This is a genomic window from Streptomyces fractus, assembly GCF_049844455.1.
In the GTDB taxonomy this organism is placed as follows: Bacteria; Actinomycetota; Actinomycetes; order Streptomycetales; family Streptomycetaceae; genus Streptomyces; species Streptomyces fractus.
In genome coordinates this window covers 7,875,116-7,899,840 of the sequence record NZ_JBMYHI010000002.1, presented here as the reverse complement: position 1 = coordinate 7,899,840, position 24,725 = coordinate 7,875,116, and the positions used below count along the sequence as shown (strand labels likewise).

The 24,725-nt window shown below is 71.6% G+C and carries 19 protein-coding genes; 7 read left to right on the top strand and 12 right to left on the bottom strand.

The genetic code is table 11. The annotated features are described in order from the left end of the window. Nucleotides 1-16: 16 nt before the first annotated feature. The 4 genes from ACP4E5_RS37775 to ACP4E5_RS37760 are packed head-to-tail and all read right to left on the bottom strand — an operon-like array spanning nt 17 to nt 4,360. The gene (locus ACP4E5_RS37775) at nt 17-1,240 is read right to left on the bottom strand and encodes a Gfo/Idh/MocA family protein (RefSeq protein ID WP_425837031.1); all 1,224 of its coding nucleotides are present in this window, start codon (nt 1,238-1,240) and stop codon (nt 17-19) included. 6 nt (nt 1,241-1,246) lie between these two features. Further along, nucleotides 1,247-2,080, bottom strand: a complete 834-nt coding sequence (locus ACP4E5_RS37770; RefSeq protein WP_425837029.1) for a carbohydrate ABC transporter permease — start codon at nt 2,078-2,080, stop codon at nt 1,247-1,249. Then, the gene (locus ACP4E5_RS37765) at nt 2,073-3,062 is read right to left on the bottom strand and encodes a carbohydrate ABC transporter permease (protein WP_425837026.1); all 990 of its coding nucleotides are present in this window, start codon (nt 3,060-3,062) and stop codon (nt 2,073-2,075) included. Before ACP4E5_RS37765 ends, ACP4E5_RS37770 begins: the two co-directional genes overlap by 8 nt. Then, entirely contained in the window at nt 3,062-4,360 is a 1,299-nt protein-coding gene (locus tag ACP4E5_RS37760; RefSeq protein WP_425837023.1) for an ABC transporter substrate-binding protein, read from the bottom strand. Before ACP4E5_RS37760 ends, ACP4E5_RS37765 begins: the two co-directional genes overlap by 1 nt. 232 nt (nt 4,361-4,592) lie before the next feature. Here ACP4E5_RS37760 and ACP4E5_RS37755 point away from each other — a divergent pair, with 232 nt between their 5' ends. Then, entirely contained in the window at nt 4,593-5,402 is an 810-nt protein-coding gene (locus ACP4E5_RS37755; RefSeq protein WP_425837020.1) for a YhjD/YihY/BrkB family envelope integrity protein, read from the top strand. Here ACP4E5_RS37755 and ACP4E5_RS37750 read toward each other — a convergent pair. Beyond that, nucleotides 5,394-6,797 (bottom strand): DUF2252 domain-containing protein, encoded by a 1,404-nt coding sequence (locus ACP4E5_RS37750; RefSeq protein ID WP_425837017.1) that lies wholly within the window; start codon nt 6,795-6,797, stop codon nt 5,394-5,396. The two genes, ACP4E5_RS37755 and ACP4E5_RS37750, sit on opposite strands and share 9 nt — an antisense overlap. A gap of 124 nt (nt 6,798-6,921) precedes the next feature. Here ACP4E5_RS37750 and ACP4E5_RS37745 point away from each other — a divergent pair, with 124 nt between their 5' ends. Next, the gene (locus tag ACP4E5_RS37745) at nt 6,922-8,265 is read left to right on the top strand and encodes a diacylglycerol/lipid kinase family protein (RefSeq protein WP_425837014.1); all 1,344 of its coding nucleotides are present in this window, start codon (nt 6,922-6,924) and stop codon (nt 8,263-8,265) included. A gap of 13 nt (nt 8,266-8,278) precedes the next feature. Here the strand turns inward: ACP4E5_RS37745 and ACP4E5_RS37740 are convergent, their stop codons facing one another. Continuing rightward, nucleotides 8,279-8,740 carry a DUF7144 family membrane protein gene (locus tag ACP4E5_RS37740; RefSeq protein WP_425837011.1) on the bottom strand — a complete coding sequence of 154 codons (462 nt, stop codon included), beginning with the start codon at nt 8,738-8,740 and terminating at the stop codon, nt 8,279-8,281. A gap of 199 nt (nt 8,741-8,939) precedes the next feature. Here ACP4E5_RS37740 and ACP4E5_RS37735 point away from each other — a divergent pair, with 199 nt between their 5' ends. Beyond that, nucleotides 8,940-9,212: a hypothetical protein gene (locus ACP4E5_RS37735; protein ID WP_425837008.1), complete on the top strand. Its 273-nt coding sequence runs from the start codon at nt 8,940-8,942 to the stop codon at nt 9,210-9,212. Between the two features lie 122 nt (nt 9,213-9,334). Next, a complete protein-coding gene (locus ACP4E5_RS37730; RefSeq protein WP_425837005.1) occupies nt 9,335-9,796 on the top strand; it encodes a helix-turn-helix transcriptional regulator in 462 nt (153 codons plus the stop codon). A 65-nt stretch (nt 9,797-9,861) separates the two neighbouring features. Here the strand turns inward: ACP4E5_RS37730 and ACP4E5_RS37725 are convergent, their stop codons facing one another. The 3 genes from ACP4E5_RS37725 to ACP4E5_RS37715 form a co-directional block, all read right to left on the bottom strand. Next, the gene (locus ACP4E5_RS37725; protein WP_425837002.1) at nt 9,862-12,153 is read right to left on the bottom strand and encodes a helix-turn-helix transcriptional regulator; all 2,292 of its coding nucleotides are present in this window, start codon (nt 12,151-12,153) and stop codon (nt 9,862-9,864) included. A gap of 162 nt (nt 12,154-12,315) precedes the next feature. Continuing rightward, a complete protein-coding gene (locus tag ACP4E5_RS37720; RefSeq protein ID WP_425836999.1) occupies nt 12,316-12,801 on the bottom strand; it encodes a DUF1269 domain-containing protein in 486 nt (161 codons plus the stop codon). Beyond that, complete coding sequence (locus ACP4E5_RS37715) at nt 12,801-13,355, bottom strand: DUF1269 domain-containing protein (protein WP_425836996.1); 555 nt, start codon at nt 13,353-13,355, stop codon at nt 12,801-12,803. The genes ACP4E5_RS37720 and ACP4E5_RS37715 overlap by 1 nt, the downstream gene beginning before the upstream one ends. A gap of 132 nt (nt 13,356-13,487) precedes the next feature. Between ACP4E5_RS37715 and ACP4E5_RS37710 the strand changes: the two genes are divergently transcribed. The 3 genes from ACP4E5_RS37710 to ACP4E5_RS37700 all read left to right on the top strand — a co-directional run bounded on the left by ACP4E5_RS37710 (nt 13,488) and on the right by ACP4E5_RS37700 (nt 19,176). Further along, a complete protein-coding gene (locus ACP4E5_RS37710; RefSeq protein WP_425836993.1) occupies nt 13,488-14,933 on the top strand; it encodes a hypothetical protein in 1,446 nt (481 codons plus the stop codon). Nucleotides 14,934-15,016: 83 nt separating this feature from the next. After that, a complete protein-coding gene (locus ACP4E5_RS37705) occupies nt 15,017-17,698 on the top strand; it encodes an MGH1-like glycoside hydrolase domain-containing protein (protein ID WP_425836990.1) in 2,682 nt (893 codons plus the stop codon). A gap of 5 nt (nt 17,699-17,703) precedes the next feature. After that, nucleotides 17,704-19,176 carry an alpha-amylase family protein gene (locus tag ACP4E5_RS37700; RefSeq protein ID WP_425836987.1) on the top strand — a complete coding sequence of 491 codons (1,473 nt, stop codon included), beginning with the start codon at nt 17,704-17,706 and terminating at the stop codon, nt 19,174-19,176. 139 nt (nt 19,177-19,315) lie between these two features. Here the strand turns inward: ACP4E5_RS37700 and ACP4E5_RS37695 are convergent, their stop codons facing one another. Genes ACP4E5_RS37695 through ACP4E5_RS37685 form a run of 3 tightly spaced genes read right to left on the bottom strand, consistent with a single transcriptional unit; the run spans nt 19,316 to nt 24,718 of the window. Then, nucleotides 19,316-21,013, bottom strand: coding sequence for a SulP family inorganic anion transporter (locus ACP4E5_RS37695; RefSeq protein ID WP_425836984.1), 1,698 nt, complete (start codon nt 21,011-21,013; stop codon nt 19,316-19,318). A 7-nt stretch (nt 21,014-21,020) separates the two neighbouring features. After that, nucleotides 21,021-23,723: a cation-translocating P-type ATPase gene (locus ACP4E5_RS37690; RefSeq protein WP_425836981.1), complete on the bottom strand. Its 2,703-nt coding sequence runs from the start codon at nt 23,721-23,723 to the stop codon at nt 21,021-21,023. Then, nucleotides 23,720-24,718, bottom strand: coding sequence for a polyphosphate kinase 2 family protein (locus ACP4E5_RS37685; RefSeq protein WP_425836978.1), 999 nt, complete (start codon nt 24,716-24,718; stop codon nt 23,720-23,722). Before ACP4E5_RS37685 ends, ACP4E5_RS37690 begins: the two co-directional genes overlap by 4 nt. Nucleotides 24,719-24,725: the final 7 nt, after the last annotated feature.

Sequence of the window (24,725 nt, the reverse complement as noted above, 5' to 3'; positions counted from 1 at the left end):
CCGGGCCGGGACCCGCTCAACTCTGCCCGTTGGCAAACCAGTCCGCGAGCCCGGGAGCCACCCGGGTCACCGCGACCGGGCGCCCGTCCGCCCGCAGCGACTCCGTGGCGGCGACGCCCGCGGCGACCGCCTCGCGGGCCGCGACGGGGCTCGTGTCCGTGGCGCCGCCCTCGCGCACGAAGCGCAGGAACTCGGCGACGAGCAGCGGGTCGGAGCCGCCGTGTCCGCCCTCGCCGGGCGCGGGCATGGGGACGACGAGGTCGGCGTCGGCGCGGTAGCCGCTGCGCCGCTTCCAGACGCGGACCTCGGCGCTGTCCCCGTGGTCGCCGAAGTTCTCCAGGCGGCCCTCGGTGCCGATGACCGTGTAGTTGCGCCAGTAGTCGGGCGTGTAGTGGCACTGCTGGTAGCTGGCGTGGATGCCGCCTTCGAGGCGCATCACCATCATGGAGAGGTCCTCGACGTCCACGACGGGGTTGAGCCCGGTGAGGGACGCCGGGGGCCAGTTGTTCTCGGGGTCGTACCAGTCGGGCATGGTGGCGCCTGGTGCCTGCCCCGAGCGGTCGGCGATGTCCCCGTAGACGGTGAGCCCGCCGAGCGCGCTGACCCGCTCCGTGTAGGCGCCGGCCAGCCAGTGGATGACGTCGAGGTCGTGGGCGCCCTTCTGGAGGAGCAGGCCCGTGGTGTTGCGGCGGTCGGCGTGCCAGTCCTTGAAGTAGAAGTCGCCGCCGTGCCCGACGAAGTGCCGGCACCACACGGCCTTGACCTCGCCGATCTCGCCGCGCTCGACGAGTTCGCGCATGACACGGACCACGGGCATGTGCCGCATGTTGTGCCCGACGTAGAGCCGGGATCCGGAGGTGCGGGCGGCCTCCAGGACGCGGTCGCAGCCCTCGGTGGTGATGGCGAGCGGCTTCTCGACGAAGACGGCGACCCCGGCTTCGAGGAGGTCGACGGCGAGTTCCTCGTGGGTGTGGTCCGGGGTGATGACGAAGACGGCGTCCAGGTCCTCGGCGTCGAGCATGGCCCGGTGGCCGTCGTAGGTGTGCACGTCGTCGCCGAACCAGTCTCGGGCCCGGTCGAACATGCCGGGCGCGGTGTCGGCGACGGCCACCACGGCGGAGCCCTCCCCGGGGTGGTGGGCCTCGCGGGCGACGGTGGCGCGCAGGCCGAGCCCGATGACACCCAGGCGGAGGTCACGGGTGCGGGTCGGGGCCGCGGCGGCGACAGCGGTGTGGGTCATACGGGTTCAGCCCTTCATGCCGGAGAAAGCGATGCCCTGGATGAACTGGCGCTGCATCGCGACGAACACCACGATCACCGGGAGCGTGGCGAGCAGGGACCCCGCCATCAGCACCGGGTACTCGGTGAGGTGGGCGCCCTGGAGCGCGGCGAGGCCCGCCGACAGCGGCATCTTGGCCGGGTCGGTGTTGACGATGAGTGGCCACATCAGGTCGTTCCAGGACCACAGGAACGTGAGGATGCCGAGCGCGAGCAGTCCGGGGCGGGCCAGCGGCAGCGCGATGCGCCAGAAGACGGTGAAGGGATTGGCGCCGTCGAGCCTGGCCGCCTCCTCCACCTCCTCGGGCAGCCCCATGAAGAACTGGCGCAGCAGGAACGTGCCGAACGCGGAGAACATGCCGGGGACGACGAGCGCCTGCATGGAGTCGAGCCAGCCGAGGTTCTGCATGATCTGGTACTGCGGCAGCAGGAAGAGCTGTCCGGGCACCATCAGGACGGCGAGGAACCCGAGGAAGATCGGCCCGCGGCCGGGGAAGCGGATGCGGGCGAAAGCGTACGCGGCCATCGAGCACAGCAGGAGTTGGGCGGCGGTCCGCAGCAGCGCCATGACGAGCGTGTTCACGAACTGCTGCCCGAACGGGACGCCGTCGAAGACCTTCGCGTAGTTCGAGAAGTCCCAGTGCGCGGGCAGGATCGTCGGCGGCACGCGCACGGACTCGCCGAAGCTCTTGAAGGAGGTAAGGAGTTCCCACAGCAGCGGGAACACGGTGATCACGGCGCCGAGGACCAGCAGGACATGGGCGGGCCAGAGCCGCCCTTCGCGCGCGACGGCCTTACGCATAGTGCACCCACTTCTTCTGCAGCCTGAACTGGACGGCGGTCAGCGCCATGATGAGGACGAACAGCACACACACGATGGCCGCGCCGTAGCCGCGCTGGTTGTCGAAGAACGCCTTCTGGAAGAAGAGCATCACCACCGTCTGGCCCTCGCCGTAGGCCGGGTTCTGGAGCGCGTTCTGCGTGTTGGCGCCGATGATCAGGTAGACGAGGTCGAAGACCTGGAGCGACTGGATCACCGAGAGCACGGTGGTGAAGAACAGCGTGGGGCTCAGCAGCGGCAGCGTCACCGAGAAGAACTGCCGGACGTGTCCCGCCCCGTCGAGGGCGGCGGCCTCGTAGTAGTCGCCGGGGATGGACTGCAACCCGGCGAGCAGCAGGATCATGTTGTACCCGACGGTCATCCACACACCGACGACGGCGACCGCGAAGCGGATGGTGTGCGGGTCGGACACCCAGTGGGTGCCGTCGATACCGATGGTGGACAGCGCGTGGTTGAGGATGCCGGCGTCGCCGTTGTAGAGCCAGCGCCAGACGACGGCGACCGCGGCGGGCATGGTGACGACGGGCAGGAAGTAGAGGGTCCGGTAGACGCCGGTGCCGCGCAGTCCCTTCAGGTTGAGCAGCACGGCGATCACCATGGAGAGCGGGATGCCGAGGAGGACGAGTCCGGTGTAGACGGCGGTGTTGCCGAGGGACTGCCAGAACTCCGGGTCGCCCACGAGGGTGCGGTAGTTGGCGACCCCGATCCAGGTCGTGCCGCCGAAGGGCCCCCATTCGGTGAAGCTGTAGTACAGCGTCTGCACCACGGGCCACAGGTAGAAGACGGCGAGGCCGAGCCCGGCGGGCGCGATGAGGGCGTAGCCCCACCACTTGTCGCGGTGCTGGAAGCGGCGCTCGCGGCGCCGCAACTCCCGCTGGTCCAGCGGCTGTTGGTGGACGCGCCGCGCGGGTGTCGCGGCTTCCGTCCGTGTGTCGACGCTCATCAGGCCCTGCCCTTCCTCTCCTGCGCGAGCAGCTGGTTCATGGCGTCCGCGAGGGAGTCGGTGGCGGAGTCGAGGCTCTCGACTCCGCTCCACGCCTTGGCGAGCCACAGCTGTTCCTTGTGCTGCCAGGCGGCGCTGTTGGCGGAGCTGGGGTAGAGCACCGCATCGTCGAGGGCGTCCAGGTGCACCTTCAGGTCGAAGTGCGGCATCCCGGCGGCCCACGGCTTCGCGGTGCCGTTGCGGGCGGGGATCGCGGTGCCGTACTTGCCCTGGAGGAGGGAGATGCGTTCGGTGCCGAGGAACCGGACGAAGTCGCGGGCGAGTTCGGGGTTCGGCGTGCGGGCGTACACGACGTTGGCGAGGCCGTGCAGCACGCCGGCGCGGTGCTTGCCCTTGGGCATCGGCGCGACGTCGACCTTGGCGCGCAGCTCACGGTCCGCGTAGAAGGTGGCGGCGTTGTAGGACGCCTCGTAGGTCATGGCGAGGGTGCCCGACTGGAACATCTGGGTGGGGTCGGTGTCGGCCATCTGCTGGAGGGTGGGCGAGGCGCGGTAGCGGTGGATCAGGTCGATCCACAGCCGCAGCCCGTCGCGGGTCCGCTCGTCGGTGTAGCCGGAGCTCCGCTTGTCCTTGGAGATGACATGGCCGCCGGCCTGCGGGATGGAGTCGTAGTAGTTCTCCTGCGCGCGGACGGGCGCGCCCACTCCGTAGATCCCGCGCTTGCGGTCCGTGAGCCGCTGGGCGTTCTCGATGAGGTCCTGCCAGGTCCAACTGGCGTCCGGATACGGCACCTTGGCCCGGTCGAAGAGTTCCTTGTTGTACCAGAGGGCGACGGTGTCGAAGTCCTTCGGAGCGCCGTACTGGGTGCCCTTCCAGCGGTACAGGGAGACCAGGTCGGCCGGGAAGTCGGCGGTCCGCAGCACGGCGTCGTCGCCCTCGGTGTCCAGGGGGAGCAGCTGCCCGGCGTCGGCGTACATGCCGAAGTTGGGCCCGTTCATCCAGAACACGTCGGGCGCGGAACCACCGGTGCAGGCGGTGCGCAGCTTGGTCCAGTACGTGCCGTTCGGGGTCAGCTGGACGTCGACGCTCACGCCGGGCCGCGACCGCTCGAAGGCGCGGGCGGCGCGCTGCATGGCGGGCAGTTGATAGACGTCCCAGACGCCGTACGTGAGATGGCCGCGCCGCGAGCCGCCGCCCGCGGCGCCGGAGGCGTTCGACGAGGAGGGGCCGCAGCCGGACGCGAGCGGCGCCGCCGCGAGTGTCGTGGCGGCCGCGGCGAGGAGAGAGCGCCTGCGCACAGGGAGCCTTCCTGGTGAAGAGTCGACCGGAATGCAAGGACGCTATTTGCTCGAAGTTGATGGGTCAAGGCTCGTTTCGATCACCTTTAAGCAAACGACGAGGCCGGGCATGGGAATTCGCCACTTCTGGCCGACCGGCCGGAGTCACCCGGCGCGGGCGACGTGCGTCGGGGCGGTCGGCCCGACAGTGCCCGGCAGGGGTGCGGGTCCCCCGTCCCGGGAGGGCGTTGCCATGACGATCACAGGCGCTGTCCGTCCCCTGGTGGGCCGGATCCTGCAGCAGCTGGTGCGCGTCAGCATCCTGGACATGGCGACACGGCTCGCGGCGCAGGCGTTCCTGGCGGCCCTGCCGATGCTCATCGCCCTCGCCTCGTTCTGTCCGCAGGCGGTGCGGCGCGAACTCCTCAGCTCACTGCGTACGTTGATCGGGACGTCGGGTCCTGTGGTGGCGCAGGCCGAGGAGGCGGCCGGGGGCGCCGACTCCACCCTGCACAGCTGGGGCGCGGCCGGCGTCCTGGTCGCGCTGCTGTCCGCGACGGCCTTCACCCGGGCCCTGCAACGGCTGTGCGAGCGGGCCTGGGACGTGCCCCACTCCGGGGTGCGGCTCGTGGCGTGGCGGTGGGCCGTGTGGCTGCTCGTCTGGGTGGCGATGCTGATCGTGCAGGGCGCGCTGCACCGGGCGTTCGGCGCGGGCGCGGTCGTCGGCTACCCCTTGCAGTTCGCGGCGGCCACGCTGATGTGGTGGTGGACCCAGCATCTGCTGCTCGCCGGGCGGGTGCCGTGGCTGCCGCTGCTGCCGGGGGCGCTGCTGACGGCGGCGGGCGTGGTCGCGTTCTGCGGGGTGTCGGGGCTGTGGCTGCCGCGCACGCTGCGGATGAGCGTGGACCGCTACGGGGCCCTCGGGTCGGTGTTCGCGGTGCTGTCCTGGCTGATCCTGTTCTTCACCATGGTGGTGTTCGGCGTGGCCGTCGGACGCGTCCTGGCCCAGGAGGAGTTCCTGCGGCACCGGCTCGGCGGCGCGACGGCCACCGGCTCACGCTGACTCCACCGTCACCCTGCCGTCCCGGGCGGCCTCGGCCAGCGCCGCGTGGTCGCGCTCGTTCTGGTCGGCGTAGGCCTCGGCGAAGCGGGCGAGCGCCTCGTCGAAGCGGTCGGAGCGGCCCAGGTAGGCGGCGATGGCGACGCGGTCGCCGGAGCGTGCGTGGGCGCGGGCCAGCGTCGCGCCGCAGGCCCGGGCGAACAGGCGCATGACGCGCGGTGACATCAGATCGGCCTGCGGTATCGCCTTCCAGTCCCTCAACTGCCGTACGTAGAAGTCGCGTTCACGTCCATCGAAACCCTCCACGCGCTCCCAACCGAGGAACATGTCGCCGGCCGCCTGCATGAGGCGCTGCCCGGCGACGACACGTTCGCCCTGGTTGGTGTGGGCGCCGGGTCCGGCGAACTCCGCGAGCACGGAGGTCCCCGCCTCCTTCGCCTGGAGCAGCAGCGGATCGTGGTCGTCGCGGCCGAGCAGCAGAACGATCCAGCAGCGGGTGCCCACACTGCCCACGCCGACCACTTTGCGCGCCATGTCGACGACCCGGTACTGGGTGAGCAGAGCCCTGCGTTCGGCGGTGAGCGTGCGCGCGTACCGCTCGATCAGGTCCATCAACTGCGCCTCCAACTGCTTGCGTTCGACGCCGGGCAGCAGCTGGTCGAGCGGGGAGACCAGGGGCGGGTCGGCGGCGATACGCAGCTCGCCGTCGACGACGTGGGCGAGCTTCTCCAGGGCCTGGAGGTGGTCACGGCCGCGGGCCTTGCCGATCGCCTGCGACATGCGCCGCCTGCTGCGGGTGTCCAGCTTCGTGGACACGGCGGCGTACAGCTCGTCCGCCTCGATCCGCGAGTACCACACGTCCAGCGTGCGCATCCCGGCGAACAGCTCCATCGACTGCCGGTACGAGGCCGCCGCGGCCCGCACCACGCGGTTCCGCTCCGAGCGGCCGAAGCCGTTGGCGCGGCCGGCGATGGCGAGGCTGGCGGCGAGCCGTTTGACGTCCCACTCCCACGGCCCGCGCAGCGTCTCGTCGAAGTCGTTGATGTCGAACATCAGACGCCGCTCCGGTGAGGCGAGCAGCCGGAAGTTCAACAGGTGGGCGTCGCCGCAGAGTTGGGCGCGCAGGCCGGTGACCGGGGTCTGCGCCAGATCTGCCGCCATGATCGCGGCGGCGCCCCGGAAGAACCGGAACGGCGACTCCAGCATGCGGCCGTAGCGGATCGGGACCAGCTCCGGCAGCCTGCTCGCCGACTGCCGCTCAAGGATGTCGACGGGGTCGGGGCGGTCGGCGGCGGGGGCGTAGTCGGCGTGCCCGGAGCGCGGGACGCGGGACCTCGCGGACCTGCCCGTGCTCTCCTGCTCGCGCGCGGTGCGGCGACGGCTCGTCATCTCGGACATGGCGGGCTCCTTCCTGGCTGTGCACACCGTGCGCCGGGGCGGGCGCGGCGACGTCACCCCGCCGGTGTGAGGTCGCCTCCGGGGGGTGAGTCCGACGGGGTTCCCGGGTCGCAGACTGCCGGTCATGGAACCGACGACACAGGGGCGGACGGCACAGGGGCGGACGGCACAGGGGCGGGGGCAACGGTGGCTGGCGCGTGCGTCGTTGGCCGCCGCGGCGGCCGCCGTGCTGGTCCTGGCCGCCTTCGCTGGGGTGCGGACGTTCGCGCTGCTGGGCGCGGGGATCCTGGGGACGGCGGTCACGGCCGCCGCCGTGTGGTGGGTGCTCAGCAGGCGGGGTCCCGCGCGGTATCTGGCGCTGCTCCTGGCGCTCGCCGCGCCGGTCCTGGTCCTCGTCGCGTACGCCCGCGCGCATCTGGTGTGGGTGGTGCTGGTGTCGGTCGGGCTGTGGCTGCTCGCCGCGGGGACGGGCCGGGCGGCGCTGGGGCCTCGCTCGCCGGCCGCTCCGATGCCCGAGGCGACGGCGCCCGCGTTCCACCGGCCGGTGCTGATCATGAATCCGCGCTCGGGCGGGGGCAAGGTCGACCGCTTCGGGCTGCGCGCGAAGGCCGAGCAACTGGGCGCGGACGTCGTGCTGTTGGAGGGTCCCGAGCCGGTCGACGTGGCGGCGCTGGCCCGCGAGCGCGCCGCCGCCGGGGCGGACCTGCTCGGCGTCGCGGGCGGCGACGGCACACAGGCCCTCGTCGCCGACGTCGCCGCCGAACTCGGCCTGCCGTTCCTGGTGATCCCCGCCGGGACCCGCAACCACTTCGCCCTCGACCTGGGCCTGGACCGCGAGGACCCGTCGAAGGCGCTGGACGCGCTGGCCGACGGCGTGGAACTGCGGGTCGACCTCGGCCGGGCGGGCGGCCACCCGTTCGTCAACAACGTCTCGTTCGGCGCCTACGCCGAGGTGGTGCAGAGCCTCTCCTACCGTGACGGCAAGACCCGTACCACCCTCGATCTGCTGCCCGGACTGCTCGTCAGGCACCAGGGCGCGGAGCTCACCGCACGGGTCGGCGAGCACGAAGTGGCCGACCCGCAGGCGCTATTGGTGAGCAACAACCCGTACGGCGCCCGCGACATCGCGGGGCTCGGCCGGCGCACCCGCCTCGACGGCGGGATCCTCGGCTGCGTCGGCGTGCGGGTCACGAGCGCCGCGCAGGCCGCGGGGCTACTGCGGGGCAACCGGTCCGCCGGTCTGACGACGCGGACCGCCGCCTCGGTGGTCGTCGACGCCGACCGGGACTCGGTCCCCGTCGGCCTCGACGGGGAGGCGATGCGCATGGACGTCCCCGTACGCATCGAGGTGCGCCCCGGCGCGCTGCGCGTGATCGTGCCGAAGCAGCGCCCGGGAACGTACCGGGAACGCCCGCCGCTCAACTGGCGCGACATCACGGGCCTGGCCCTGACGGTAGGGCGGCCCTGAAGTCGCCGAGTCGCTAGAGCGGCGCCCCGTAGACCTTGTGCGCCTCGCGGTGTCCGTACACGGCGAGGGACCAGATCACGAGGATGTCGAGGGCGATGAGGATCGCCGACCACACGGGCTGGTACGGGGTGAAGAAGAAGTTCTCCAGCGCGCTCATCGCCGCGATGATCATGACGACGATCCGTGCCCAGGTCCGGCCGCTGAAGAGGCTGAGCGCCGCGGCGAAGACGATGACCCCGGTGATCATCTGCACCCAGCCGCGGGCGTTGACGTCGAAGTCGAACGCGTAGTCGTTCTGCGCTTGGTAGAAGTTGTCGTTGAGCACGGCGGAGAGGCCGGCGATCGCGTGATAGGCGCCGATGATGCCCATCACGAACGCGGCGAAGACGACTCCGCCGACGGCGGCCGCACGGACATGGGGCTCAGGCTCGGACGCTCCGGAGCGCGCCTGACCCGGCGAGGTCTGCTCGGCCATGTCGCACCCCCTTCCTCGATCTCGATGGATCCCGACTCGATGGACCCGGAGCATGCGGCCCGGACAGCCGGAACCGGTTCACCCGCAGCGGATGAGCCTCGCCCCGCGCGCGACTGTCACCCGTCCGAGGTGATGCCCTCGGCGGTGCGGTCGCCGGGAGAATGGCACGCGGGCCGACGCCCGCACTGGAGGTGACGTCATGGGCGGGTCACACACGGGTCCGGGACCAGGACCGGCCGCAGCGCCCTTCGGCGGCGGCGACTTCGAGATCCGCGTCAGGGGCAGGCTCGGCGACGCCTTCCGGTCGGCTTTCGGCGAGCTGACGGTCGTGCTGCGCCCGGCCGAGACGGTGCTGGTCGGCGCGGGACTCGATCAGGCCGCCCTGTACGGCATCCTCGACCGCATCCAGGGCCTCGGCCTCGAACTCCTCGAGGTCCGCAGGCTCCCCGGGCCGCGCGAGGCGCGGGGATAGCGGCCTTTCGGCCCCGGCGACGGGCCGAAGCTCCCGGAAAACGGCGCGGAGACCCCTTCCGCCGCGCTCACGCGGGCCGCACCGTGGTGGGGTGATGCCCTCCACATGGGGAGGTGAGGGGCATGCCGACAGCACTGTGCCCACGCACGGTCGATGAAACGGGGAACGCGGGGCGGGTCCTGGCGCTGCGCCTCCAGCTGGGATCGCTCAACCAGGAGAGCGCGGCGGCCGACGCCGTTCTGGCGGCCTGTCTGTTGTGGGTGGCCGGAGTCCTGGTGGAGATCGCGGGGGACGTGGCGGATCCACGGGCGGCCGGTGCGCTGGTGCACCGGGCCTCGGCCGCGCTCGCCGCGGTGCCCGCCCCGGCGGAGAACGGCTCGCGACCGTTACCGCCGCAGCTGACCACCCGTCAACTCGCCGTACTGCGACAGCTTCAGGAGGAGGTCCCGCTGCGGGAGATCGCCGACGGTCTCTACGTCTCGTACAACACGGTCAAGAGCCACACGCGCGCCGTGTACCGCAAACTGGGCGCCCGCTCGCGCGAGGAAGCCCTCGTGCGGGCACGGGAGTTGGGGCTCGTGTGAGGCCGGGGCCGGGCCGGCACACCAGGCCGGCGCCGGCCCCGGCGCACTCACACTCACACTCACACTCACAGGATCTGGAGTTCGCGGGCCCTGCGGACCGCGGCCGAGCGGCGCGACACGGCCAGTTTGCGGTACACGCTCTTGAGGTGTGTCTTCACCGTGTTGACCGAGAGGTAGAGATCGTCGGCGATCTCCTCGGTGGTCATCATCTGGGCGAGCCGGTCGAGGACATCGCGTTCGCGTGCGCTGAGCCGCTCGGCGGGAACCTCCGCGAGCGGATCCCGCTCGGGCGGCGAGGAAGCGGACGCGCGGTGCGGCTGCGCGGGGTTCAGCAGCCGGGCACAGGTCGGCGCGATCGTGCGCTGCACCGTCTGCGGCAGCCGGGACACCGTCACGGCGTCCGCGACGGCCTCGGCGCCCCGGGACCCGCGCTCCATCGAGGCCGCGGTCCGGGCGACGACCCCGCCGAGCTCGGCGAGGAACATGTCGGGCGCCTGGCCCAACACGCCGTCGCTGTCCGTGAGTTCGTGCCGGGCCCGGCCGGGCTCGCCGCGCGCCAGGGCGCCCCAGGCACGCACCAGGTGCAGCGTGGCGCGCGAGGGCTCGCCCGCGGCCCACGGCGGCATCGGCGGCTGGACGGCCTGGGAGGTGAGCTCGTCCGCGGCCCGGAACCGGCCGCGCAGCGCCTCCAGGAGCGCGAGTTCGACGAGGCAGTCCCGGCGCAGCGCGCCGTTGCGTGCGGCGCCCGCCGCCTTGAGTCCCCGGGTGAGGGAGACCTGGGCGCCCTTCAGGCTGCCGGCCCGCAGCTCTCCGCCGCCCCGCACCGTCAGGATGAGGGCCGGGATCTCGGGGCGCTCGGCCAGCAGGGTGTGCGGAACGTGCGGCGCCGCCGCCTCCGCATCGGCCGCGGCGTCGCCCGCGCGGCGCGGGTCGCGGCAGCGCAGCCGTTCCATCCGGATCACGGCGTGGGCGAGCCGGCACCGCGCGACGCGGTCCTCCTCCCCCTGCGGCAGTCGGTCGAGGAGCTCGGCGGACCGCTCCAGGTTCCTGGTGCACGCCTGGTCGTCCCGGCGGGTCCCGGCGAAGGCCGCCGCGAGCAGGGCGGACTCCGGCTTCTCCGCGGACAGTTCGTCGGGCGGCGGCCGTCCCCCGTCGACGGGCAGCCTTGTCCTGGCCAGGCCGAGCACCTGCCCGATCGCGAGGCGGTGCACGATGAGCCGGGCCGCCTCGTCCCAGTCGCCCGCGGCGAACAGGTGCCGCACGGCGTCGCCGAGCAGACCGTGCCCGGCGAGCCAACCGGCGGCCGTGCGATGCAGCGGCGCCACGAGCCCGGGCGTCTCGTGCCGCAGGCAGGTCCGCAGCACGTCGGCGAACATCTGGTGACAGCGGTACCAGCCCTGCCCCACGGGCCGCAGGAAGGAGTTCTCCCGGACGAGTCCCGCGAACAGGGCGCCGTCGGTGTCGCCCGCGAGTTCGGCGGCCAGCTCGGCGTTCACCCGGTCCAGGACGCTCGTCGTCAGCAGCAGCCTGCGCATGCCGGGCGACTGCTGGTCGAGCACTTCCTCGACCAGATAGCTGGAGATCGCCTCGTCGTCCCCCGCGAGCTGCGCGACGAACCGCTCGGGATCGCCGCGCCGCTCCATCGACATCGCGGCGAGCCGCAGTCCCGCCGCCCAGCCGTCCGCGCGCCGCCGCAGCGTGCTCACGGTCTGCTTCGTCACGTCGATGCCGTGCTGGGCGAGGAGCGCCGCCGCCTCCCGGTCGTCGAAGGCGAGGTCAGCGGTGCGTACTTCGGCGACCTCGCTGGTGAGCCGCCCGCGGTACAGGTGCAGCGGCGGGTCGCGGCGGGCGAGCACCACGAGGCGCAGCTTGTCGGGGGCGTGCCGGAGCAGGTGTGTGACGCCGCGGGCGATCGGCGAGTCGAGGGCGGGCTGGAAGTCGTCGAGGACGAGGACCGAGGGTTCGTCCTGCCCGTTCAGGCAGGCGGCGAGGGTCGCGACGAGCAGCGGCCCGTCCTCGCTCGCGGCAGGTTCGGGGACCGCGACGCCCGCGGCGCACAGCGCGCCGGACACCCGCTGCCAGAACACTCCCGGGTGTTCGGCGGGACCGTCACAGGAGACCCAGGCGAGCGGCCAGGGCGGGCGCCGGGTGTGCGCCCATTCCAGGGCGAGGGCCGTCTTACCCGCGCCCACGGGGCCGACCACCACGGTGAGCGGGCCGCGCACGCCCCTGGCCAGTTGGTCGGTCAGCCGGGGGCGCGGCACGATCCAGTCGGGCAGCGCGGGCACGGCGTCGCCCTGCTCCGCGCCGTGATCGCCCCTGTCGTCGTCCGGTGTGCGGTGTGACCACTCGGCCATGGTGACCCTCGCTCTCGCAGCGCCGTGCACCCACACCCCCGTCTGGGTGGCAAGTGTGGGGCCGGGGGCGCCGCGTCCGGCACATGCCAGACGCCATTTCACCCGGGTGAACTTCCCATGTGGGACGGCGCGTTGGCAGGGGCCGAGTGGGCCGACCGATGGCTACTTGGGCTGGAGGGCCCGCACCAGCTCCTCTTCCCGGTCCTTGGTGAGCGAGGTGTGGATCACGGTGGGGCCGAAGGGGCGCAGCGCTTCGCGCACCCGGTCCGGGGTGGTGCGCCGGACGAGCGCGAAGACGGCGGCGCGGCCGGGTTCGAGGGCGTGCGCCGTCTCCTTGACGAAGGCGTCGTTGATGCCGATGTCGGCGAGCTTCCCCGAGGCGGCTCCGGCGGCCGCGCCCACGGCGGCGCCGAACACCGGCATCAGGAAGAGCATGCCGAACAGCGCGCCCCACAGGGCGCCGCCCGCCGCTCCCGCACCGGTGGTGCTGTGCTGCTGGTGGACGTGCATCTTTCCGTCCATGGTGCGCCAGGCCACCACGGCGTCCTCGAGCTCCAGCAGTTCCTGCCGGGACAGCTCGCCGGCCAGGCGCAGCACCGATTCGGCCTTTTCCTTGTCCGAGAATCCGAGTACGACGAGTTCGGCCATCAGGTCCTCCTGCGTGGTTTGCCGGGTTTGGGTACGGGAGTGGGGCGGGGAGCGGCCGGTTCGCCCAGGCGCTCGGCAGCGGCGGCGAGTTCGACGGCCACGGGCTCCAGGGCCTCCTCGGTGAGGAACCCCTCGGCGACGGGCACGCCGCCCGCGTCCCTGACCGCCTTGCGCAGCTGTTTCGCCCAGGCGTGTTCGAGCAGGATGTACGCCGCCGACGTGCCCGGGTCCTGGGACTCGGCCATCTCCCTGATGTCGGTGGTGCTCAGCCCGAAGGCGTTGCCCTCGGCGAGGCTCGGATAGGTTTCCTGGACCGCGCGGATCCGCTCCCTCGATATTCCGAGCAGGGCGGCGACGGTCTCGCCCATCCCCTCCTGCTGGAAGTCGAGGGAGAACAGTCCGCCACCGGGCTCCTTGCTGACGAAGAGCATGTCGAGGACGCGGATCTGTTCGCTCGCCTCGAGGATCGCCAGCTCCTCGACGATCCGCCCCTCGAACTTGGCGTCGGGCCCGAACTCGATGGTGAGCAGCTGCACCGGTCCGATGACCGCCATGGCGTCTCCCTCCGACTGTCGACGGAATCTCCACCGGCATCACAGCGGCGCGGCCCGCGCGGCGCGTCACCCGCCGTAGGTGAGCAACGCGCCGCGGACCGCGGCGACGCTGACCGCGGGAGGTACCACGCCATGAGCGATGAACAGGTCCCCGGCCGAGCCGCGTCCGGCGCGCCGTCCGCCACCGACACGGAACTGGAACGGCTGCGCGCCGAGGTCGAGCGGCTGCGCGATCGCGCCGGCACCGAACGCAGGCGCCACGCCCGGACGTTCGCCGTGCGGCGCACGATCGCCGCGATCCTGATCGCGCTCGTCGCGGTGCTCGCCGTCACGTCCGTGGTGGGCGTGTGGGGTTCGCGGACCACCCTGAACACGGACCGCTGGGTCGCCACGGTGGGCCCGCTGCCCGAGGACCCGAAGGTGAACGCCGCGGTCTCCACGTATCTGGCGGACGAGATCTTCGATCAGCTCGACGTGGAGCAGCGGCTGACCGAGGCGCTGCCGCCGCGCGCCGCGTTCCTGGCGGGCCCGGTGACGGGGTCCGTGCACGACTTCATGCGCGAGAAGATCTCTCAACTGATCGCGAACGAAGGGTTCCAGGAGCTGTGGCGGACCACGAACCGGATCGCGCACGAGCGCATCATCGCCATCCTGGAGAAGCGCAACAAGAACGTCCAGGTGAAGGGCGACACCGTCACGCTCAACCTGCTGCCCGTGGTCAACAATCTGCTGGGCTCCCTGGAGACGGAGCTGCCGTCCGTCTTCGGTAAGAAGATCGACCTTCCGACGCTGTCCTCCGGAGAGCTGCCGCCCGGTCTGCACCAGCGGATCGAGAAGGCGATCGGAAGGGATCTGCCCGAGAACTTCGCGCAGATCCGCCTCTACAACCGGCACACGCTCAGCCAGCTCCAGGACGCGGTCCTGCTGTTCAAGCGGGCGCTCGTGGGCCTGCTGATCGGCGTCCCCGTCCTGCTCGCCCTCTCCCTGTGGGTGTCGCCGAACCGGCGGCGCACCCTGCTGCAGCTCGGCCTGTGGCTGGTGGTGACGGTCACCATCCTGACGGCCGTCCTACGGGGCGTGCGCGACCAGTTGCTCGGCCAGTTGCCGGAGGGCGTCTACCGCGAAGGACTGCGCTCGGCGCTGTGGACCGTCTTCACGACGCTGCGTGAACGGGGCGACCAGCTCCTGTGGTTCGGTGTCGCCGTCGCCGTCCTCTGCTATCTGATCGGACCCGGACGGCTGCCGTCCGCGCTGCGCGGCTGGACCGTGCGGGGCGCCCGCGCCACCGGCCACGGGATCGCGAGGGCGGGCGAACATCTGGGAAAGGACCGACAGTTGAGGCCGTGGCTGGCCCGGCACGCGGACGTGCTGCGCGTCGGCGGCGCCGTCGTCGCGGCCCTCGTGTCGATCCTGCTGTCGTCGTGGACCGCGCTCCTCGTGATCGCCGTGCTGCTCGCCGCGTACGAGATCGCGATCACGCTCGCGGCCCGCGAGGGGAGCTCACCCCCGGAAGGTGAGGCGCCCCCGCGGCCCCCTGCCGAGACTGGCGCCTCCATATCAAGCCCCGCCGGCGATTGAGGCGCGGGGCCCGGGGCAGAGCCCCGCGACCGCAACGCCGGAGGACCGCAACACAAGGCACGGCGAGGGCACTGGGAGGCCACATGAAGTCGCAGTCGCGCATCGGCCCGACCAACGACGGAGTCGGACGCTCCCGGTTGTGGGGCCCGTATCTGAGCGAGCGGCAGTGGGGGACGGTGCGCGAGGACTACAGCCCGGGCGGCGAGGCGTGGTCGTACTTCCCGCACGACCACGCCCGTTCGCGCGCCTACCGGTGGGGCGAGGACGGCCTCGGCGGAATCAGCGACGAGAAGCAACGCCTGTGTCTCGCGGTCGCCCTGTGGAACGGCCGCGACCCCATCCTCAAGGAGCGCGCCTTCGGCCTGACCAACGCGGAGGGCAACCACGGCGAGGACGTCAAGGAGTACTACTTCTACCTCGACGCCACGCCCAGCCACTCGTACCTGAAATACCTGTACAAGTATCCGCAGGCCCCGTACCCGTACAACGACCTCGTCGCCGTCAACGGCTCGCGTTCACGGCAGGAGTTCGAGTACGAGCTGCTCGACACCGGGATCTTCGGCGAGCAGCGGTACTTCGACGTGACGGTGGAGTACGCCAAGGCCGATCACGACGACATCCTGATGCGGGTCACCGTCGACAACCGCGGCCCGGACGAGGCGACGCTGCACGTGCTGCCCACGCTGTGGTTCCGCAACACCTGGTCGTGGGGCGAGCACTCCAGCGCGGCTCCGAAGCCCGTGCTGCGGGCGGCCGAGGCGACCCGCTCCACCCGCACGATCCGCGCCGACCATCCGGAGCTCGGCAGCTACGACCTGCGCTGCGGCGCCTCGGCCGAGCTGCTGTTCACGGAGAACGAGACCGACAAGGCGCGCCTGTTCGGCACGGCCGGCGACGCCACTTACGTCAAGGACGGCATCGGCCGACACGTCGTCGAGGGTGAGCCGCACACCGTCAACCCCGCGCAAGAGGGCACCAAGGCCGCCGCCCACCACACGCTCACCGTGCCCGCCGGCGGGTCCGAGACGCTGCGGCTGCGTCTCGGACCCGCCGGTGCCCAGCTCACCCTGGCCCGCGGATTCGACGCCGTGTTCCGCGACCGGATCGCCGAAGCGGACGCGTTCTACCGGGAGTTGACGCCGAAGGGCACGGGCGAGGACGAGGCGCGGGTGATGCGCCAGGCGCTCGCCGGGATGCTGTGGTCGAAGCAGTACTACGCGTTCGACCTGGAGACGTGGCTCGCCGAGCACCATCTGACGCCCTGGAGCCTGCCGCGGCCCGGTGTGCGCAACCGCGAGTGGTTCCACATGGTCAGCGACGACATCGTGTCGATGCCGGACAAGTGGGAGTACCCGTGGTTCGCGGCCTGGGACCTCGCCTTCCACGCGGTGGCCCTGTCCGTCGTCGACCTCGGTTTCGCCAAGGACCAGCTGGAACTCCTGCTGCGGGACTCCTTCCTGCACCCCAACGGGCAGATCCCGGCCTACGAGTGGAGCTTCGGCGACGTCAATCCGCCGGTGCACGCCTGGGCCGCGTACTTCGTCTACACGGTGGAGAAGGAGACGACAGGGCACGCCGATCACGCGTTCCTGGAGCGCACCTTCCAGAAGCTCCTGACGAACTTCACCTGGTGGGTCAACCGCAAGGACCCCAGCGGCCGCAACGTCTTCCAGGGCGGCTTCCTCGGCCTCGACAACATCGGCGTCTTCGACCGCAGCGCGCCGCTGCCCACCGGCGGCTCTCTGGAGCAGGCCGACGGCACCGCGTGGATGGCCCTGTACTGCCAGTCGATGCTCCAGATCGCCCTCGAACTCGTCGAGCACAACGAGTCGTACGACGACCTGGTCCTGAAGTTCGTCGAGCACTATCTGTGGATCGCCGCGTCCATGGACCGGCTCGGCGACCTCGGCGACGAACTGTGGGACGAGGAGGACGGGTTCTTCTACGACGTGCTGCGGCTGCCCGACGGGCAGGCGCAGCGCCTGAAGGTCCGCTCGATGGTCGGCCTGCTGCCGCTGTGCGCGTCCACCGTCTTCCAGCCGCAGCAGCTGGAGCGTCTTTCCGGCCTCGGCGAGCGCTTGCAGCGGTTCGCCTCGCGCCACCCCTCGCTGTCCGTGACCCTGTCGCAGGCGCAGGCAGGGAAGACGGGCGGCCCCCGGCTCCTGTCCGTCGTCGACGAGAAGAAGCTGGTGCGCGTCCTGTCCCGGATGCTGTCGGAGGACGAGTTCCTCAGCCCGTACGGCATCAGGGCGCTGTCCAAGTACCACGAGGAGCACCCGTACACGTTCTGGGTGCACGGCGAGGAGTACAAGGTCGGCTATCTGCCCGCCGAGTCCGACACCGGCATGTTCGGCGGCAACTCCAACTGGCGCGGCCCGGTGTGGCTGCCGATGAACGCCCTTGTCATCCGGTCCCTGCTGAATCTGTACGGCTTCTACGGCGACGAGCTCACCGTGGAGTGCCCGACGGGTTCCGGGGTGCACATGAACCTGTTCGAGGTCGCGCAGGAGATCTCCACGCGCCTCGGCCGCATCTTCCTGCGCGACGAGGACGGGCACCGGCCGGTCCACGGCGGACAGCCGCTGTTCCGGGACGACCCGCACTGGCGCGACCTCATCAGCTTCTACGAGTACTTCCACGGCGACAACGGGGCCGGCATCGGCGCCTCGCACCAGACGGGGTGGACGGGCCTCGTCGCCGCCCTGATGAAGATCTTCGGCGCGCTCGGCCCCGACGCCTTCCGGCCGCGGAACACGAGGAGGTAGCAGCGATGGCGACTTTGCCGGCACAGCCCGTGATCCACGAGGTCAACACCCGTGTGTGGCTGCGGGAGACAGGACGGCGGCTCGGCCGCGAGATCGGTCTCGCCGACGTGCCCAAGGACGTCTGGGACGAGATCACCCCGTCCGGGGTCGATGTCGTCTGGCTGATGGGCGTGTGGGAGCGCAGCCCGCAGGGCCGCGCGATCGCCCTCCGGAACCCTGCGCTGCGGGCCGCGTTCGAGACGGCCGTCCCCGGCATCGGCGAGCAGGACATCGCGGGCTCCCCGTACTGCATCCGCCGCTACGAGGTGGACGGGGCGCTCGGCGGGGCCGTCGGCCTCACCGCGGCGCGCGCCGAACTCGACCGCCGGGGCGTCGGGCTGCTGCTCGACTACGTGCCGAACCATGTGGCCCCCGACAACCCGTGGGTGGGCGAGTACCCGGAGCTGTTCGTGCGCGGCGACGCCGAGGACCTGCTGCGGGACCCGGACGGCTTCCTCGACACGGGACACGCGGTGCTCGCGCGCGGCCGGGACCCGTTCTTCCCCGCGTGGCCGGACGTCGTCCAACTCAACGCGTTCGCCCCCGAGTTGCGGCACTCGACCGTCGAGGTCCTCGACCACATCGGCCGGTTCTGCGACGGCGTGCGCTGCGACATGGCGATGCTGCTGACCAACGATGTCTTCGAGCGCACCTGGGGCGAGCGGGCCGGGAAGCGTCCCGCGGAGGAGTTCTGGGTCGAGGTGATCGGCGCGGTGCGCCGCGAGCGCCCGGAGATGCTGTTCGCGGCGGAGGCGTACTGGGACCTCGAATGGACGCTCCAGCAGCAGGGCTTCGACTTCTGCTACGACAAGCGTCTCTACGACCGGATCCTCGCCCACGACACCGCGTCGGTGCGGGGCCATCTGCACGCCGACGAGGTGTACCAGCGCGGGCTCGTCCGCTTCCTGGAGAACCACGACGAGCCGCGGGCCGCACACACGCTGCCCCCGGACAAGGAGCGCGCGGCGGCCACCCTGATCGCCTCGCTGCCCGGCGCGACGCTGTGGCACGAGGGCCAGTTCACCGGGCGCCGCGTCCAGTTGCCGGTGTTCCTCGACCGGCGCCCCGACGAGCCGGCGGACGCCGGGCTGCGCTCCTTCCACGAGCGGCTGCTCTCGGCCGTGCACCACAGCGGCATGCGCACGGGTAGCTGGCGGCTCCTCGACTGCGCGGGCTGGCCGGACAACGACTCGGCCGCCTCCCTGATCGCGTCGTGCTGGTCGGGCCCGGCGGGCCGGTTCCTGACGGTGGTCAACCTCTCCGACGACCGGGCCCAGGGCCGCGTCCGACTGCCGTGGCCCGAACTGGGCGAGGGCCTCTGGCAGTTGACCAGTCTCCTCGGCACGGATCAGTACGAGCGATCGGGCGCGGAGCTGTTGGACAGCGGGCTGTACGTGGACCTTCCGGCGTGGGGGACGCATCTGCTGGCCGCCAGTTGAGCCGAACCGGGGTTGCGGCCTCGGGGCTCCGCCCCGGACCCCGCTGCTCAATCGCCGCAGGGGCTTGAAAACCAAGCCCCGCCGGCGATTGAGGCGCGGGGTCCGGGGCAGAGCCCCGTGACCTCGCCGCCGGTCGGGCTCACCATTCCGCCCCGGCCCGGTCCCGGTACGCCTCCACCGCACCCTCCACCGTAGGGAAAAACGCGTCAGGCCCAAACGTCTGAGCCAGGCCGTACCGCTCGATCTTCCGCCGCACCGGATCCTTCAACTCCGCGAACACCAGGTCCACACCCCGCCCGCGCAGCACCTCAAGAAGGTCCTCCAGGACATCCGCCGCGGTCGTGTCCACGTCGGTCACCGGCTCCGCGGCGACCACCACACAGCGCGGCCCGTCCGCGTCCCGCACCGCGCGCAGCACCTCGTCGCGGAACGACTTGGCGTTGGCGAAGAACAGCGGCGCGTCGAAGCGCAGCAGCACCAGGCCCGGCAGCCGCCGCGCACCGGGGTGGGAGCGGACGTCGTGGTAGCCCTCGATGCCCGGCACCCGCCCGAGCACCGTGCTGTACGGCCACCACGCGCGCCGGAAGACGTTGAGGATCGACAGGCCGACCGCGACCGCGATCCCCGGCAGCACCCCGAGCAGCGCGACGCCGAGGAACGCGGCCACGCACAGCCAGAACTCGGCCTTGCGTTGGCGCCACAGCCGACCCGCGCCCGCCAGGTCGGCCAGCGACAGCGACGCCGTGATGACGACGGCGGCGAGCGCGGGCTGCGGCAGGTCGCGGAACAGGCCGGGCAGCAGGACGAGCATGAGGAGGATGAGCGCCGCGCCCACGAGGCCGGTCAACTGTGTTTTGGCGCCCGCCCGTTCGGCGACCGCGGTCCGTGATCCGCTGGTGCTCACGGGGAAGCCCTGGAAGAGTCCCGCGGCCGCGTTCGCCGCGCCGATGGCGATCATCTCGTCGTTGCCGCGGACCTCGTCGCCGCCGCGGTTCGCGAACGCGGAGGCGTTGGAGATGGTGTCGGCGAGGGAGACCAGGGCGATGCCGAGGGCGCCCACGAACAGCGGGCCGAGGTCGTCCCAGCGGACGTCGGGGACGGTGAACGGCGGCAGCCCCTTTGGCAGCCGGCCGACCAGTTTCACGCCGTGCTCCCCGAGGTCGAACGCGACGGTCGCCCCGATGGCGAGCACCACCATCACGAGGACGGCGGGCACCTTCGGCACCAGCCGCTGCAACGCCACGACGAGCACGATGCAGCCGCCGCCCACGGCCACCGCCGCCGGCACCGCCGCACCTTCGGCCAACTTCCTTACCAGCGCGTCCAGTTCACCGATCAGCCCGTCCGCGTCCACGGAGAACCCGAACAGCTTCGGCAGCTGGCCGACGAGAATGGTCAGGGCGAGGCCGTTCATGTAGCCGATCATCGTGGGCTTGGAGATGAGGTCCGCGATGAAGCCCAGGCGGGCCACGCCCGCCAGGATCGTGATCGCCCCGACCATCAGGGCGAGCACGGAGGCGAGGGCGATGGCGCGTTCGCTGTCGCCGCCCGAGGCGACCAGCGGCAGGATCGTGGCCGCGATCATCGGGCCGAGCGAGGAGTCCGGGCCGAGGACGAGGATCCGGGAAGGGCCCGCGACGGCGTACGCGAGCAGGCACATCACCGACGTGTAGAGCCCGGTGATCGCCGGAAGCCCGGCCAGCTCGGCGTACGCCATGCCCTGCGGCACCAGGAGCGTGGTCAGGACCACGCCCGCGACGAGGTCCTTGACCAGCCAGGAACGCCGATAGCCGCGCAGCGTGCGCACACCGGGCGGCACCGGCAGGGCCCCCCGCACCGCCCGGTCACCTCCGCCGGGCGATCAGCTTGCCCAGCTCCCACAGCACGAGGAGCGCGAGGGCCGGCAGCAGCGCCCAGCCGAACTGGCCGATGTGCAGGGGGACGGTGTCGAGCAGCCGATTGAGGACGTCGGTCTGTGTGACGAGCACGGCGAGCACGAACTCGCCCAGGATCGTCCAGTTGAGCTGTTTGCTGTCGAAGGTGTCGACGGTGAGCGCGGTCCCGGTCTGGCTGCGGCACTCGACCGCGGCCACGATCAGGCAGAGCGCGAACGCCGCGAACGCGATGGAGTTGCCGATGCGGGCGCTGTCGTAGCGGGCCTCGCCGAGCTTGATCAGACTCAGCAGCGCGACGGCGATGCCGGCCCCCACGAGCCCCACCGTGAGCATCAGCGCCGGGGTCATCACCGGATCGCCGCGCGGCCGCGGGCGCCGCGTCATGAGCCCCGCGCCGACCCGGTCGAAGCCGAGCGAGAAGCCGAAGGCCGCGTTGACGACGAAGTGGATCCACAGCACCTGAGCGGGGTTGAACGGCTCGGCGTCCGCGATGTCGAAGAGCGCGGCGCCGAGGAACGTCAGCACGAACACGACCAGCAGGATCAGCACGAAGCGGATGTACTTGGTGAGGTTGTCGTAGATCTTGCGGCCCTGCTCCACCGCGTGAATGATCGTGGCGAAGTTGTCGTCGGACAGAATCATCCGGCCGGCGTTCTTGGCCACCTCCGTGCCCGACCCCATGGCGATGCCGATGTCGGCGGCCTTGATGGCGGGCGCGTCGTTGACGCCGTCGCCGGTCATGGCGACCACGTCGCCCTTCTTCTTCAGCGTCTCCGCGAGCAGCACCTTGTGTTCGGGCGCCACCCGCCCGAGGACGCCGATCCGGTCGATGCGGTCGAGCCGCTCGTCCTCGGGCAGCGCCGCGAAATCGGCGCCGAGGATCGCCTCTCCGCCGATCCCGACCTGTTCGGCGATGGCCGCGCCGGTGATCACGTCGTCGCCGGTCACCATGCGTACGCGGATGTGGGCGGCCTGCGCCGCGGCCACGGCCTCCTTCGACTCGGGGCGCGCGGGGTCGACCATGCCGACGAGGCTCGTGACCCGCAACTCCCGTATTTCATCGAGGAGTTCACCGTCCGCCTTGAACGTCGCCGGGTCCAGGTCGCGCGTCGCGGCGGCCATCACCCGGCGGCCCGCTCGCTCCATCCGCTCGACCTCGCCGTCGGCCCGGCCGCGCAGTTCCGCGTCGAAGGCGACGCCCGCACCGTCCGACAGTGCCGTGGTGGTGCGTGCGAGCACGGCGGGCGCGGCTCCCTTGATGAAGCAGCGCACGACGGGCCGCCCCTGCCCGTCGTGCGCCGCATGGAAGGTGGCCATCAGTTTGTACGCCGGGTCGAACGGCAGGGTGGCGACGCGGGGCAGCCGCTCGCGGGTGGCGGCCACGTCGAGGCCCGCCTTGTGGCCGAGCACGAGCAGCGCGCCCTCGGTGGGGTCGCCCACCACTTCGCCGTCGACCAGCGAGGCGTCGCTGGCGACGAGGTAGGGAAGGATCGCGTCCTCGATGCCGGGCGAGCTGCCCGCGGCGTGATGGATGCTGCCCTCCAGGCCGTAGCCGGTGCCCGAGACCGTGTACCGGTCGAAGGCGTCGACGACCTCGACGACCGTCATCTGATTCATCGTCAGGGTGCCGGTCTTGTCGGAGTTCACGGCCGAGGTGAAGCCCAGCGTCTCCACGGACGGCAGGTCCTTGACGATCGCGTTCCGCTTCGCCAGGTCGAGCCCACCCATCGAGAGGATGGTCTGCGTCACCGTCGGCAGCGCCTCGGGCACCGCGGCGATGGCCAAGGACACCGCGCTGACGAACAGCGCGTCCCAGGGCTCGTCGCGCCCGCGGCCGAGGGCGAACATCACGACCATGGTGAGCGCGGCCGCCCCGACGATCCACAGGGTGAGCCGATTCAACTCCTTGGACAGCGGCGACATTTCGCGCCGCGTGCCGGCCAGCATCCCCGAGATGCGGCCCAGTTCCGTGGCGGCGCCGGTGGCGGTCACGAGCAGCACGCCGCTGCCGTGCGTCACCGGAGTGGTCATGAACGCCATGTCGCTCTGGTCGGCCGGTCCGAGATCCGCGCCGGACACCGGGTTCGCGTCCTTGGCCGCGGGCACGCTCTCGCCGGTGAGCGCCGACTCGTCGATCTGGAGGGCGCTCGCGGCGACGAGCCGGCCGTCCGCCGGCACCTCGTCCCCCGCGGCGAGCAGCACCACGTCCCCGACGACCACGTCCTCCGCGGGGATCTGTGCCTCCCTGCCGTCCCTGCGCACCCGGGCGGTGGCCTTCGTCATCGCCTTCAGGGCGTTCATGGCGCTGTCCGCCTTGCCCTCCTGGCGCAGGCCGATGACCGCGTTCACGACGGACAGGACGAGCAGCACGACCGCCGTGCCCCACTCCTGGATGGCGAGCGACACGATCGCGGACACGACGAGGATGATCTGCATGTACGAGGCGAACTGGCCCAGGAGGCGGCGCAGCGCCGGTGTCGGCTCCTCCTCGGGCAGCGCGTTGGGCCCGTTCTTGTCGCGTCGCGCCGCCGCCCGCGCGGTGTCGAGCCCCGCGGCCGGGTCGACGCCGAGTTCACGGGCCACCGAGTCGGCGGGCTCGGCGTGCCACAGGTGTGCCTGCGGCGCGCCGGGCCCGGTCGCCGCCGCGGTCACCGCGCCCGCCGCCCGGACGTGAACGGGTCGGCCGCGGCGCCGCTCGGCGCCTCCTTCTCCAACTGGCGCTTCTCCAGCTCCAGTTCGTGACGGGCCTCGTCGTCGATGACCGGATACCGTGGATCGATGTCCATCAGCGTGTGCGCGAGCACGGCCGCCGCGCAGGTCCGCGCGTACCACTTGTGGTCGGCGGGCACGACGTACCACGGGGCCCAGCGTGTGCTCGTGGCGGACAGCATGTCCTCGAACGCCTCCTGGTAGTCGTCCCAGTGGCCGCGTTCACGCGCGTCCGCCGCCGAGAACTTCCAGTTCCGCTCCGGTACGTCGATGCGCTTGAGGAAGCGGACCCGCTGCTCCTCCTTGGACAGGTTCAGGAACATCTTGACGAGCCTGAACCCGTTGTCCGTCAGATACCGCTCCCACTCGTTGATCTCACGGAAGCGCCGCCGCCACAGCGCCTTCCCACCCTTCAGGTCCTGCCCGTCCTTCCCACCCCTCCCCCGTCCCGGAAGCCGCTGGCGGTCCAGGAGTTCGGGATGCACCCGCACCACCAGGACCTCCTCGTAGTGGGAGCGGTTGAAGATGCCGATCTCCCCGCGGCGCGGCAACGCGCAGGTGTAGCGCCAGAGATAGTCGTGGCTCAGCTCGTCGTGCGAGGGCACCTTGAACCCCGCCACGCGCACGCCCTGCGGATTCACCCCGCTCATGACATGCCGGATCGTGCCGTCCTTGCCGCCGGCGTCGAGGGCCTGCAAGCACAGCAGTACGCCGTACTTGCCCTCGGCGGCCAGCCTGCGCTGGTGGTCGGCGAGCAGGGTGACGCCCTCGCCGAGCAGTTCCCTGCCCTGCCGCTTGTTCTTCAGGCCCGACGTACCTGCCGGGTCGAAGTCCTTGGACAGGTGCACCTTCGCCCCGGGCTCGACCCGCAGCGGTGCGATGAACTCGGCGATCCGCTCGGCCCGCTTGTCCTTCGTGCGCGCCCGTCCGTCCTTCATGAGTCAC

Excerpts from the sequence above, each read along its gene's own strand:
- ACP4E5_RS37715 (WP_425836996.1), bottom strand. The coding sequence starts at position 13,355 with ATGGCGGTCATCGGACCGGTGCAGCTGCTCACCATCGAGTTCGGGCCC.
- ACP4E5_RS37750 (WP_425837017.1), bottom strand. The coding sequence starts at position 6,797 with ATGTCCGAGATGACGAGCCGTCGCCGCACCGCGCGCGAGCAGGAGAGC.
- ACP4E5_RS37730 (WP_425837005.1), top strand. The coding sequence starts at position 9,335 with ATGCCGACAGCACTGTGCCCACGCACGGTCGATGAAACGGGGAACGCG.
- ACP4E5_RS37710 (WP_425836993.1), top strand. The coding sequence starts at position 13,488 with ATGAGCGATGAACAGGTCCCCGGCCGAGCCGCGTCCGGCGCGCCGTCC.
- ACP4E5_RS37775 (WP_425837031.1), bottom strand. The coding sequence starts at position 1,240 with ATGACCCACACCGCTGTCGCCGCCGCGGCCCCGACCCGCACCCGTGAC.
- ACP4E5_RS37765 (WP_425837026.1), bottom strand. The coding sequence starts at position 3,062 with ATGAGCGTCGACACACGGACGGAAGCCGCGACACCCGCGCGGCGCGTC.
- ACP4E5_RS37720 (WP_425836999.1), bottom strand. The coding sequence starts at position 12,801 with ATGGCCGAACTCGTCGTACTCGGATTCTCGGACAAGGAAAAGGCCGAA.
- ACP4E5_RS37755 (WP_425837020.1), top strand. The coding sequence starts at position 4,593 with ATGACGATCACAGGCGCTGTCCGTCCCCTGGTGGGCCGGATCCTGCAG.
- ACP4E5_RS37705 (WP_425836990.1), top strand. The coding sequence starts at position 15,017 with ATGAAGTCGCAGTCGCGCATCGGCCCGACCAACGACGGAGTCGGACGC.
- ACP4E5_RS37735 (WP_425837008.1), top strand. The coding sequence starts at position 8,940 with ATGGGCGGGTCACACACGGGTCCGGGACCAGGACCGGCCGCAGCGCCC.
- ACP4E5_RS37770 (WP_425837029.1), bottom strand. The coding sequence starts at position 2,080 with ATGCGTAAGGCCGTCGCGCGCGAAGGGCGGCTCTGGCCCGCCCATGTC.
- ACP4E5_RS37725 (WP_425837002.1), bottom strand. The coding sequence starts at position 12,153 with ATGGCCGAGTGGTCACACCGCACACCGGACGACGACAGGGGCGATCAC.
- ACP4E5_RS37700 (WP_425836987.1), top strand. The coding sequence starts at position 17,704 with ATGGCGACTTTGCCGGCACAGCCCGTGATCCACGAGGTCAACACCCGT.
- ACP4E5_RS37685 (WP_425836978.1), bottom strand. The coding sequence starts at position 24,718 with ATGAAGGACGGACGGGCGCGCACGAAGGACAAGCGGGCCGAGCGGATC.
- ACP4E5_RS37745 (WP_425837014.1), top strand. The coding sequence starts at position 6,922 with ATGGAACCGACGACACAGGGGCGGACGGCACAGGGGCGGACGGCACAG.
- ACP4E5_RS37740 (WP_425837011.1), bottom strand. The coding sequence starts at position 8,740 with ATGGCCGAGCAGACCTCGCCGGGTCAGGCGCGCTCCGGAGCGTCCGAG.